13 protein-coding genes and 1 pseudogene are annotated in these 11,395 nt (G+C 63.5%); 5 read left to right on the top strand and 9 right to left on the bottom strand.

Annotation, left to right across the window (positions count from 1 at the left end):
- Nucleotides 1–14: 14 nt before the first annotated feature.
- Nucleotides 15–806, top strand: coding sequence for an FAD binding domain-containing protein (locus AC2FME_RS08300; protein WP_496800165.1), 792 nt, complete (start codon nucleotides 15–17; stop codon nucleotides 804–806).
- A gap of 35 nt (nucleotides 807–841) precedes the next feature.
- Here AC2FME_RS08300 and AC2FME_RS08305 read toward each other — a convergent pair whose 3' ends face one another.
- Nucleotides 842–1,741: a MurR/RpiR family transcriptional regulator gene (locus AC2FME_RS08305; protein ID WP_496800166.1), complete on the bottom strand. Its 900-nt coding sequence runs from the start codon at nucleotides 1,739–1,741 to the stop codon at nucleotides 842–844.
- Between the two features lie 88 nt (nucleotides 1,742–1,829).
- Here AC2FME_RS08305 and AC2FME_RS08310 point away from each other — a divergent pair, with 88 nt between their 5' ends.
- Complete coding sequence (locus AC2FME_RS08310; protein WP_496800167.1) at nucleotides 1,830–2,594, top strand: beta-keto acid cleavage family enzyme; 765 nt, start codon at nucleotides 1,830–1,832, stop codon at nucleotides 2,592–2,594.
- A 1-nt stretch (nucleotide 2,595) separates the two neighbouring features.
- Entirely contained in the window at nucleotides 2,596–3,912 is a 1,317-nt protein-coding gene (locus tag AC2FME_RS08315) for an aspartate aminotransferase family protein (protein WP_496713141.1), read from the top strand.
- A gap of 63 nt (nucleotides 3,913–3,975) precedes the next feature.
- Here AC2FME_RS08315 and infC read toward each other — a convergent pair whose 3' ends face one another.
- The gene (infC, locus tag AC2FME_RS08320; RefSeq protein ID WP_496800262.1) at nucleotides 3,976–4,461 is read right to left on the bottom strand and encodes a translation initiation factor IF-3; all 486 of its coding nucleotides are present in this window, start codon (nucleotides 4,459–4,461) and stop codon (nucleotides 3,976–3,978) included.
- Here infC and AC2FME_RS08325 point away from each other — a divergent pair.
- On the top strand, nucleotides 4,402–4,575 hold the full coding sequence (locus AC2FME_RS08325) for a hypothetical protein (RefSeq protein ID WP_496800168.1): 174 nt from the start codon (nucleotides 4,402–4,404) through the stop codon (nucleotides 4,573–4,575). The genes infC and AC2FME_RS08325 overlap by 60 nt on opposite strands.
- Before the next feature lie 106 nt (nucleotides 4,576–4,681).
- On the opposite strand, the gene AC2FME_RS08330 is transcribed toward AC2FME_RS08325, so the two are convergent.
- From AC2FME_RS08330 to cobA, 6 genes and pseudogenes are all read right to left on the bottom strand, one after another.
- A complete protein-coding gene (locus AC2FME_RS08330) occupies nucleotides 4,682–5,515 on the bottom strand; it encodes a ferredoxin--NADP reductase (RefSeq protein WP_496800169.1) in 834 nt (277 codons plus the stop codon).
- 88 nt (nucleotides 5,516–5,603) lie between these two features.
- Nucleotides 5,604–6,011: a DUF934 domain-containing protein gene (locus tag AC2FME_RS08335; protein WP_496798764.1), complete on the bottom strand. Its 408-nt coding sequence runs from the start codon at nucleotides 6,009–6,011 to the stop codon at nucleotides 5,604–5,606.
- Nucleotides 6,008–6,769: a phosphoadenylyl-sulfate reductase gene (locus AC2FME_RS08340; protein ID WP_496800170.1), complete on the bottom strand. Its 762-nt coding sequence runs from the start codon at nucleotides 6,767–6,769 to the stop codon at nucleotides 6,008–6,010. The genes AC2FME_RS08335 and AC2FME_RS08340 overlap by 4 nt, the downstream gene beginning before the upstream one ends.
- Nucleotides 6,759–8,423: a nitrite/sulfite reductase gene (locus AC2FME_RS08345; RefSeq protein ID WP_496800171.1), complete on the bottom strand. Its 1,665-nt coding sequence runs from the start codon at nucleotides 8,421–8,423 to the stop codon at nucleotides 6,759–6,761. The genes AC2FME_RS08340 and AC2FME_RS08345 overlap by 11 nt, the downstream gene beginning before the upstream one ends.
- 65 nt (nucleotides 8,424–8,488) lie before the next feature.
- Nucleotides 8,489–8,803 carry a DUF2849 domain-containing protein gene (locus AC2FME_RS08350; protein WP_093961929.1) on the bottom strand — a complete coding sequence of 105 codons (315 nt, stop codon included), beginning with the start codon at nucleotides 8,801–8,803 and terminating at the stop codon, nucleotides 8,489–8,491.
- Nucleotides 8,803–9,561 (bottom strand): annotated as a pseudogene (gene cobA / locus AC2FME_RS08355) (uroporphyrinogen-III C-methyltransferase); the annotation flags it as partial. The pseudogene cobA and the gene AC2FME_RS08350, both read right to left, overlap by 1 nt.
- A 162-nt stretch (nucleotides 9,562–9,723) precedes the next feature.
- Between cobA and AC2FME_RS08360 the strand changes: the two are divergent.
- Entirely contained in the window at nucleotides 9,724–10,203 is a 480-nt protein-coding gene (locus tag AC2FME_RS08360) for an Lrp/AsnC family transcriptional regulator (protein WP_149775231.1), read from the top strand.
- Here the strand turns inward: AC2FME_RS08360 and AC2FME_RS08365 are convergent, their stop codons facing one another.
- Nucleotides 10,204–11,385, bottom strand: a complete 1,182-nt coding sequence (locus AC2FME_RS08365; RefSeq protein WP_496800263.1) for a cytochrome P450 — start codon at nucleotides 11,383–11,385, stop codon at nucleotides 10,204–10,206.
- Nucleotides 11,386–11,395: the final 10 nt, after the last annotated feature.

An 11,395-nucleotide genomic window follows, 5' to 3' on the forward strand; every position in this document is an offset into this window, starting at 1 on the left:
AAAGGAAGAGCGAAATGTACAATTTCGAGTTCAAGAGTCCCTCGACCATTGCCGACGCGGTTGCGGCATTGGCGGGGGAGGATGCACAGGCGTTGGGGGGCGGGCAGACCCTGATCCCGACGATGAAACAGCGCCTTGCTGCGCCCGCGACACTGGTGAGCCTGGGCGGCATTCCCGAATTGAAGGGGGTGTGTGTCGAGGATGACGGATCGATTGCCATCGGTGCAGCGACGACCCATGCGACCGTGGCGCGAGAGGTTGCCGACAAGTATCCGGCGCTGGCCGATCTTGCCGGACATATCGGAGACCCGGCCGTGCGCAATCGGGGAACGATCGGCGGTTCGCTGGCCAACAACGATCCGGCGGCGTGTTACCCGGCGGCGGTGTTGGGATCGGGTGCCGTGGTCGTGACCAATTCCCGTCAGATCGCTGCCGATGACTTCTTTCAGGGCATGTTCACCACGGCACTGGACGAGGGGGAGATCATCACCTCGGTTCGGTTCCCGGTGCCGCAGGTTGCGAGCTATCAAAAATTCCTGCAGCCAGCCTCGCGCTTTGCATTGGTTGGCGTGTTCCTCGCGCGCTTTGCCGATGGGGTGAGGGTGGCCGTAACCGGGGCCAGCGAGGATGGTGTGTTCCGCTGGACCGAGGCCGAGCAGGCGCTGAACAAGGAGTTCCGGCCCGATGCACTGATGGACCTGCGGGTCAACCCGATGAACATGATCGGAGATCTGCACGGCAGCAAGGAGTACCGCGCCCACCTGGTGGGGGTGATGACACGACGGGCCGTGCAGGCCTGCATCTGACATCACGACTGCGAAAAGCCCCGGCGAGGGGCTTTTCATTTGGAGCGCAGGCGCGGCAGTTTGGCGGGTTGCCAATATGCGCCTGCGTCTTCGCGGGCTTGCTGGTATCGGCGGACCCGTTCTGCGGCGGCGTCACCGCTCTGCGCGAAAAGGTGACCCAGCAGAACTTCGATTGCGGCCATGGACCCGGAAAAGCTTGAAAACAGATGTCTCGACCGTGTGCTGACCGTCAGGGTCACGTCCGCGTCAATGCCCGGCGCGATCACGTCGCTGTCGGCCAGCAGGATCAGCCGAAGCCCCCGGCTACGGGCAAATCGCATGGCTTGGATCGTATCGGCGGAATAGGGGTGCACCGTCATGGCAAACAGGCAGTCAACATGATCGGCCTCGAGAAGATCGTCGATGGCTGATCCCATGTGGCGCGGGATAAGGTGCAGGCCGGGATGCGCCATTCGGCCCGCATAGTGGAAATAATAGGCCAGCGCGTAGCTGGCGCGCGTGGCGGTCACGAAGCACCTGCGCGCCGAAGTCATGAGTGTCACCGCGCGCTCCACCTTGGCCGGATCCAGCAGGCGCAAAGAGCGCGCCACCACGTTTAACTCGTTCCGGGCGAATCCCGCCTGGGCGGCGCCGAACTCTCCGCTTTCGGCCATGCGCGACAGCCAGCCTTGATTGAGCCGGTCTTCCCGGTCGGTTGTCAGGTCGTGGCGGAACGGTCTTCGAAAGTCCTCGAAACGCTCATAGCCCATGTACCGTGCAAGCCGGATGACCGCGTTCGTGCTGACGCCGATCTTGTCTGCCGTGGTGCGGATCGAATCCAACGCGAAATCGGCCGGGTGGTCGATGACATACTTAGCGGCGGCCTGAAGCTGGGCCGGCATGCGGTCGATCTCGTGGCGCAGCCGGTCGATCAGTTGAGGGGTCGAGTTTTGCATGAGAGAAGAAAAACATATGTTATGAAAATTTCAACCACAAAACAGCGTGCTGAGGTATACATCTCGGGCAGAATGAACGGATGAGACCATGAGCGAAACTCAACGGCCAAAGATGCTTCCCTATGTGCTGGTCGCTCCGAATGGGGCGCGCCGTCAGTATTCGGACCACCCGGCGATCCCATTGACGATCGGCGAGATCGTGGCGGCGGCACGGGCCTGCCATGCGGCCGGTGCCGATGGTCTGCACCTGCATGTGCGTGAAGGTGACGGGACGCACTCGCTGGATGCGGGGCGATACCGCGAGACACTGGCCGAGTTGCGCCGCACCGTTCCCGCGCTGGACATCCAGATCACCACCGAGGCGGCAGGCATCTTTGATGTTGCAGCGCAGTACGACTGCCTGCGTCTGGTTCAGCCCACATGGGCATCGATCGCGGTGCGAGAGATGGCCCGCGCGCCCCAGCTGGCAGAGCGGGTTTATGCGCTGTGCGCCGAACAGGGCACGCGGGTTCAGCATATCCTGTATGATGCGGCCGATGCGGAGCTGTTGCGGGACTGGCAGGCGCGCGGTGTCGTGCGGGCCGGGCAGGAAGAACGCCTGCTTGTTTTAGGGCGCTATGCGACGGGCCAGGAATCCCTGCCCGCCGATTTGGACGCCTTTCCCGAAACCCACGCGCCATTGATGGTGTGTGCGTTCGGCCGGCGCGAACATGACTGTTTGCTTGCGGCTGCGTGTCGTGGCGCTGATGTGCGGGTTGGGTTCGAGAACAGCCTGACGGACGCCGATGGAAATATCTGGCCGGACAACGCAGCCTCGGTCGCGGCGCTTGTGGCCCGTTTGAAAGGACTTTGACATGAGCCATGTTTTTCCCCGCCACACCAAGGCCCAGTTGCCAACAGCCGCCAAGGGCGACGGGTGCTATCTGATCGACACGCAGGGCAAACGATACCTGGATTGCGGCGACGCGGCGGTATCGTGCCTGGGGCATTCCGACCCGCACGTGGTCCGCGCGGTGCAGGAGCAGGTTGAAAAGGTCGCCTTTGCCCATACCGGGTTCATGACGTCGGAACCGGCCGAGGCGCTGGCGGATCTGCTGATCGCACAGGCGCCGGGCGAGCTGGAGCGGGTCTATTTCGTCTCGGGCGGGTCCGAGGCGACCGAGGCGGCGATCAAGCTGGCGCGTCAGTATTTCCTGGAAGTCGGGCAGCCCGAGCGCTCGCGGGTCATCGCGCGCCGCCAGAGCTATCACGGCAACACGCTGGGGGCACTGTCGGCCGGTGGCAATGCGTGGCGCCGGGCGCAGTTCGCGCCGATGTTGATCGATATGAGCCATATCGCGCCCTGCTATGAATATGCCGAGAAGCGGGACGGCGAGACCAGCTTTGACTATGGCCAGCGCGTCGCGGATGAGCTTGAGGCCGAAATCCTGCGGCTGGGGCCGGACACCGTGATGGCCTTCATCGCCGAGCCGGTGGTCGGGGCCACGCTGGGGGCGGTGCCGGCTGTCGAGGGCTATTTCAAGCGGATCCGCGAAATCTGTGACCGATACGGCGTTCTGTTGATTCTGGACGAGGTCATGTGCGGCATGGGCCGCACCGGCCACCTGTTCGCGTGCGACCACGATGGGGTCGCGCCGGATATCCTGTGCATCGCCAAGGGGTTGGGGGCCGGGTACCAGCCCATCGGCGCGACCCTGTGTACTGGGGCAATCTACGAGGCGATCCGCGACGGGTCGGGGTTCTTCCAGCACGGGCATACCTATGTCGGTCATCCGGTCGCGACCGCGGCGGCGCTGGCCGTGGTGCAGAAGCTGACCGATCGCCACCTGCCCGAGCGGGCGCGGGCGATGGGAGATGCGCTGCACGAAAGGCTGCAGGCCGCTTTCGGCCAGCACCCCAATGTCGGCGACCTGCGTGGGCGCGGCCTGTTCCGCGGGATCGAGCTGGTGGCCGATCGTGACACGCGCGCGCCGTTCGATCCGGGCCTGGGCGTGGCAGCGAAGATCAAGAAGGCAGCGTTTGACGAAGGGCTGATCTGCTATCCCATGTCCGGCACCCGCGATGGCCGGAACGGCGACCATATCCTGCTGGCGCCGCCATTCATCATCGAAGAAGTGCAGCTGGACGAACTGGTCGAAAAGCTGGGCCGCGCGATGTCGCGGGTGATCTGAGTCGGCCAACGAAAAAGGCTCCCTCGATCCGAGGGAGCCTTGATGCCCTGAACAGGTGCTGGGTTACTTCTGTGGCAGCGGCCCGATCATCATGATCATCTGGCGGCCTTCCATCTTCGGCATGTTCTCGATCTTGCCGATTTCCTTGACGTCCTCGGCCACGCGCTCAAGCAGTTCGCGCCCCAGATTCTGGTGCGCCATCTCGCGGCCGCGGAAGCGCAGGGTCACCTTGACCTTGTCGCCCTTCTCAAGAAACTTGACCACGTTCCGCATCTTCACGTCATAGTCATGCGTGTCGGTGTTGGGCCGGAACTTGACCTCTTTCACCTCGATGATTTTCTGTTTCTTGCGGGCTTCGGCTTCGCGCTTCTGCGTTTCGTACTTGTACTTGCCGAAGTCCATGATCTTGCAGACCGGCGGATTCGCGTTTGGCGAAATCTCGACCAGGTCCAGGCCGGCGTCGGCGGCGAGTTGCATGGCTTTGGCGGGATGAACCACCCCGATATTTTCACCATCGGCGCCGATCAGGCGGATTTCGGGGGCACGGATCTTGTCATTGACGCGCGGGCCGGTGTCGCGTTGCGGCGGCGCGTTGTGAGGTCTGCGAGCTATGGGTTCATTCCTTTGATAATTGCAGAATTTCGAGCCGGGAATTTAAACTGAGACCCCGCGTCTTTCAAGCGGGATAAAGCAGGCGGCGCGCGAAATTCTTTGCCCCGACCGCGCCCGGGGCGGCGGCCGGCGCCCGGGGCACCGGCCATTTCCTACTTCAGCCGACAAAGGCCTTTTCAATCACGAACTCTTTCGGGTCGGAATTGGCGCCTTCGCGCAGGCCGAACTCTTCGAGAATGGCCTTGATGTCGTGGTTGAAGGCCAGCGACCCGCAGACCATGGCGCGGTCGGTTTCGGGCTTGATCCCGCCCTCGATGCCCAGATCCTTGAACACGGTGCCGTCCTTCAGCAGGTCGGTGATCCGGCCCATCTTGGGGCTCTGTTCGCGGGTGGTCGTCGGGTAATAGCGGATCTTGTCGGCAAAACCTTCGCCGATCAGTTCGGACAGCATCTCGTCCTGCTTGATCTTCTCGATCAGTTGGCGGCCGTATTCCAGATCGGCCACCTCGCGGCAGGTGTGGGTGATGATGACCTCGTCATAGTCCTCATATGTCTGCGGTTCGCGAAGCAGCGAGGCAAAGGGCGCAAACCCGGTGCCGGTTGCAAAGAACCAGATCCGTTTGCCCGGCAGCAGCGCGTCATGCACCAGCGTCCCCACCGGCTTGGGCCGCAGGATGATTTGGTCGCCCGGCTTGATGTGCTGCAGTTTCGAGGTCAGCGGGCCGTCCGGCACCTTGATCGAGTAGAATTCCAGCTCGTCATCCCAAGCTGGCGAAGCGATGGAATAGGCGCGCAGCAGCGGTTTGCCGTTGTCGCCCAGAAGGCCGATCATCACGAACTCGCCCGAGCGGAACCGCAGCGATTGCGGGCGCGTCACCTTGAACGAGAACAGACTGTCGGTCCAATGCTTCACTTCGGTGACGGTCTGAGCGTCAGGCAGGGTAGGGGCCTTCACGGCGGTTGCTTCGGTCACGGATTTCATCTCTGTCATCGTTTCACTGCCGGTCTGCTAAACCGGCATCTCCGTTTAAGCTTTGATCCATGTCAGGAAAAGGGGGCAGATTGCCCCGTTCGTCGCGTCACCCGCGCAGGCGGGCCTGATAGTCGTGTTCCTGCCAGTTGGCGCGGGCCAGCCACTGATCCTCGGGCTGGCGGGCGGCAAGGGCATGGTCGATCTCGACCTCGTCGAACCCGCTGCGCCGCGCCATGGCATACTGGTCGGCCAGCACATGCCCCTTGGCGCGCAGGCGGCCCGTGTAGCCTTTCAGGCGCAGGGTGCGGGCGATGGTAAAGCCGCGACCGTCGGCGAAAGAGGGGAAATCCACCCGCACCATTTTCACCCCGCCCAGCCGCTCGGCCAGGTCATCGGGGTCGGTATCCGAGGGCACGTCCAGCGCCACCACGTCATTGGCGGCATCGTCCAGCGATACAAAGCCGTCGGTCCAGTCGTCGGGCGCAAAGCCCTGGTCGGTCACGATTACGTTCATGTTTTCTCTCCGCTGCGCACCATCTTGCCGTTCACGAAATGGATGCCGCATTCTTCCTTGTTCTGATCGCGCCAGCGCCCGGCGCGGGGGTCTTCGCCTTTCTTCACCGGCGAGGTGCAGGGCGCACAGCCGATCGAAGGGTATCCCTTGGCCACCAGCGGGTGCCGCGGCAGCCGATTTTCTTCCATATAGGCGCGCACGTCTTCGGGCGCCCAATGGGCCAGCGGGTTGACCTTGATCCGGCCGGTGCCGTCCTCGACCTCAAAGAATTCGAGTGCGGCGCGGGTGCCCGACTGGAACCGCTTGCGCCCGGTGATCCAGCCGTCATAACCCGCCAGCGCCCGCTGCAGCGGGATCGTCTTGCGCAGGGTGCAGCAGGCATCCGGGTCCTTCAGCCGTAGCGCGCCATAGGGGTCCTCCCGCTGCAGGTCCTCTTCGTCGGCGCGGATGACCCGCACGTTCTTCAGCCCAAGGCGCTCGCTCACCTCCTGCTGATAGATCAGCGTCTCGGCGAACAGCATCTGGGTGTCCACGAAAAGCACCGGGGTGTTCTTGTCGATCACCGCAGCCATGTGCAGCAACACCACAGACTCGGCACCAAAGCTGGAAACCAGAGCGATCTTGCCGGCATTTTCCAGCGCCCCATGCATCACGTCATGGGCGCTGTGATGCCGGTAGCGGGCGTTGAGCGCCTCGACCTTCTCGGTCAGCGCCTGGCGCTCCTTGCCCAGCTCGGTCTGGATTTCGTCAAGCGGCATTGGCCCGGGCCTCGGGGTAGAGGGCCGCCTTGAACGGGGCCATTCCAATCCGGCGATAGGTCTCCAGAAAGGTCTCCTCGGGGCTTTCGCGCTGGTCCAGATAGGTCTCGATGATCCGCTCGATGGCCGGAACGATCTCGTCATAGGCAAAGCCCGGACCGGTGCGGTCGCCGATGGCGGCCGTTTCGGTGGCGTCTCCGCCCAGCGTGATCTGGTAGTTCTCCACTCCGGCGCGATCCAGGCCCAGGATGCCGATATGGCCCACATGGTGGTGCCCGCACGCGTTGATGCAGCCCGAAATCTTGATCTTCAGGTGGCCGATGTCGTGCTCCAGCTTCAGCTCGTCGAACCGGGTCGCGATCTGCTGCGCGACAGGGATCGAGCGGGCCGTCGCCAGCGCGCAATAGTCCATGCCGGGGCAGGCGATGATGTCGCTGATCAGGCCGATATTCGCGGTGGCCAGGCCGTGCTCTTTCAGCTTGGCGTGGATCGCGGGCAGGTCCGATTTGTGGACATGCGGCAGGATCACGTTCTGCTCGTGGCTGATGCGCAGCTCGTCATAGGCGTATTGCTCGGCCAGATCGGCCATCACTCGCATCTGCTCGGCGGTTGCGTCACCCGGCGTCTGGCCGTGCTTCTTGATCGAGATCGTGACGATCGCGTGATCCGCCTGCTTGTGCGGCGCGATGTTGGTGTCGATCCACGAGCGGAACACCGGGTCGTTCGAATAGGCGCTCTCGAACGCCGCGACCGAGCCTGTGCGGAAGGCGGGCGGGGCGAAATGCGCCTTGATCTGATCCAGCAGCGCCATGTCGGCACCCTTGAATTGCGGGCGGACCTGCAGGAAGCGTTCGTTCACCTTGGCGCGGATCGCGTCGATGCCATGCTCATGCACGGTGATCTTGATGCGGGCTTTGTACTTGTTGTCGCGCCGGCCAATCTGGTTCCAGACCGAAACAGTGGCCTCCAGATAGGCCAGCAGGTCGTCGAAGGCGACGAAGTCAGACAGCTCCTTACCGATCATCGGCGTGCGGCCCAGACCGCCGCCCACCAAGACGCGGGCGCCCAAAACGCCGTCGCGCTCGACCAGTTGCAAGCCGATGTCATGGGCCTTAATCACGGCGCGGTCATGCTCGGACCCGGTGATGGCGATCTTGAACTTGCGCGGCATGAACTGGAACTCGGGGTGGTCGGTGGACCACTGGCGCAGCAGCTCGGCATAGGGGCGCGGATCGGCGACCTCATCCGCGGCGGCACCGGCGAAATGGTCGGCGGTCACGTTGCGGATGGTGTTGCCGCTGGTTTGGATCGCATGCAGGCCGACCTCGGCCAGCGCGTCCAGCATGTCAGGCACGTCGCGCAGCTTGGGCCAGTTGTACTGGATGTTCTGGCGCGTGGTGAAATGGCCGTAGCCCTTGTCCCACTTCTCGGCCAGCAGGGCCAGTTGGCGCATCTGGGCGCTGTTTAGCGTGCCATAGGGGATGGCCACCCGCAGCATGTAGGCGTGCAATTGCAGATACAGGCCGTTCATCAGGCGCAGGGGCTTGAACTCGTCCTCGGTCAGCGAGCCGTCGATGCGGCGTTCGACCTGGGCGCGGAACTGAGCGTTGCGCTCGGCCAGGAATGCTCTGTCAAACTCGGAGTAGCGGTACATCTTTGGCTGTCCTTTGTTGCAGCCCCGGATCCGGGGCCTTTTTACGGGGAGAGAGGGGCCTGAGGTCAGACCCGGGGCTGCGGGGAAGATTCCTGTTTGCCGTGGGCATAGTTGGACGGACCAGTCCGGCGGAAGTCTTCCCGAAAATGGGTGGGTTCAGGACCGTTTTCACCTGCAACGACATCGGCGAGATAGGCACCTACGATCTTGTCGACTTGCTTCTGTGCATCCAGAAGACGCAGCTGAGCGTGCGCTTCGTCGGTGATCAGCTCGGCCTCGCGCAGATCGCGCGACCAACGGTCATCGGCGGTCAGATAGATCACGTCGCCTTCCAGCAGGTCATTTGCGGTAACGACTTTCGGTGTAAAAGCGCGGGCCATCAGGCGTGCTCCTTCTTCAATTCGGTTGCGGTCCGGACCGCGGCGCGCGGGGCAAGGCCGTAGAACATCAGCGCAGGGCCGGTCATGTCGGCTTGCGACAGGTCGGACGCCAACCGGTCTAGCGTGGTTTCCAAAATCCGCTGGTCGGGGCGCGAGGCGTTTTCGATCAGGGTAACGGGCGTGGCCCGGTCGGCGCCGTGCATGAGCAGGCGACCCTGGATGAAACGGGCGGATTTCTTGCCCATGTAGATCGCGGCCACCGACCCCGGACGCGCCAGCCCGGCCCAGTCGTGATCGGCAAAGCCTTGCATGTCGTGCCCGGTCAGGAACCGGACCGACGAATTGCGGCCTCGGCGCGTCAGGCTTTGCCCGATGCTGGCGGCCGCGGCCGAGGCGGCGGTGATTCCGGGAATGATGGCCCAGGAAATGCCCGCCGCATCCAGCGCTTCGATTTCTTCGTCTAGGCGGCCAAAGACGGTGGCGTCTCCGGATTTCAGGCGCACCACGCGCTGCCCTTCCAAGGCTAACCGTACCAGCAGTGCGTCGATGTCCTCTTGCCGCCACGAGGGGCCGAAACCGGCCTTGCCCACGTCGATTAGCCGGGCCGACCGGCCGGCGATCTGCAGGATGGCGTCGCTGATCAACCGGTCGTGCAGCACCACGTCGGCCCTGTCGAACGCGGTCAGAGCCTTGACCGTCAGCAGGTCCGGATCACCGGGACCCGCGCCGACGAAATCGACATGGTAGGTCTTTTGGGCTGTGTGCGTTTGTTGCATCTGGGCGGTCCGCCGGTTGTTTGACTTGACCTGCAATATAGGAAATATTCCCCATTATTCGCCAGATTGCGCGACAAATAAGAACGAACGTTCCAATGGATCCACCATTCAGGACGTGAGTTTCGAAACGAAAGGAAAATTGGAATGTCGGTGCGCATTGACGACATGGATCGGAAAATTCTGGCCGAGCTGCAGCGCGACGCCAGCCAGTCGCTGGACGAAATCGCGGCCCGCGTCGGCAGTTCAAAGACGCCGGTTTGGAATCGCATCCGCAAGATGAAGGGAGCCGGGATCATCGGGCAGCAGACCGTTCTGCTGGATGCCGAGGCGCTGGGGTTCGAGGCCACGTTCTTCGTACTGATCCGTACCTCGGAACACGAGGCCGACTGGCAGCGTAAGTTCCTCAAGGCCCTGCGTGATCGTCCCGAAGTGCAGGAGGCGCACCGGCTGGCGGGCGATATCGATTACATCCTCAAGGTGCGGGTCAGGAACGCGCGGGCTTATGATGCGTTCTATCAGGCGCTGATTTCCGAGGTGCGGGTCTACAACGTGACCGCCCTGCTGTCGATGGAAGAGATCAAGTCGACCACCATGCTGCCCCTTAACGCGCTGGCCGAGGCCTGATCAGACCCGCACCATCAGCTGTCGCAACCCGTGGAAGTGGTAGCTGTTGGAATAGACCGGCGGTTCGGTCAGGTGCAGGCCGGGGCAGCGGTCGAACAGGATGGGCAGGGCGATGCGCATTTCCAGCCGCGCCAGCGGCGCGCCGACGCAGAAATGCAGGCCGCCGCCAAAGCTGGTGTTGGTCTGGATCTCGCGCGTCGGGTCGAACCGGTCGGGGTCGGCCCATACCGAAGGGTCGCGATTGGCCGCCCCCAGCAGCAGCGCCACCTGGTCGCCGCGGGCAAAGCTGTGACCGAATACCTCGGCCTCCTCGTAGGCGTACCGGGTGAACATGTGCAGTGGCGGGTCATAGCGCAGGATCTCCTCGACCGTGGCGTCGATGCGGTCGGCTGTCAGCGCCTCGGCCCCGGTTCCCGTCTCAAGCAGGGTTTTCACGCCGTTGCCGAGGGAATGCACCGTCGCCTCGTGACCGGCATTCAGCAGCAGGATGCAGGTGGCGATCAGTTCATCGCGCGAAAGTTTCTCGCCGTCCTCCTCGGCGGCGATCAGCCGGGTGATCAGGTCGTCGCGCGGGTCTGAGCGGCGCTGATCGACGTAGTCGTTCAGAAACGCGGTGAACGCGGCGGATGCACGGGCGGCATCGTCCTCGGTCTGGCGCGTGCGGCTGGCCTGATACATGGCCACCATCGCGTGCGACCAGTCTAGCAGTTGCGGCGCCATGGATTCGGGCACACCCAGCAGGCGGCAGATCGTGATTACCGGAACCTGGGTGCAATAGGCATCCAGCAGGTCGAAGCGCGCGTCCGGGAAGGCGTCGATCAGGTCATGGCACAAGCGTTCGATATCGGGCGCCAGCGCGGTGATCGCCCGCGAGGTGAAGGCGCGCAGCACCAGTGACCGCAAGCGGGTATGGCGGGGCGGTTCGGCCTCGAGCAGCGAATGCGCCTCGACAGCAAGCCAGGGCGCCAGGTGGTCTGGGCCCGCGGTCGCCTGCTCGGGTGGCACCTCGCGCCCGAACCGCCGGTCGCGCAGCAGGGCCTGCACGGCGGCCAGCGACACTGCAGCGGGCATGTCATATTCGGGCCAGTACACCAGATCGCCGTGCTGTCGCGCGGTGTGATAGAACGCATAGGGGTTCTGCACGAAGGTTTGGTCGGTGGGGGCTTGCGACAGAATGATCATGGCCGACAGA

Source organism: Ruegeria sp. BHSC026 (genome assembly GCF_059613065.1).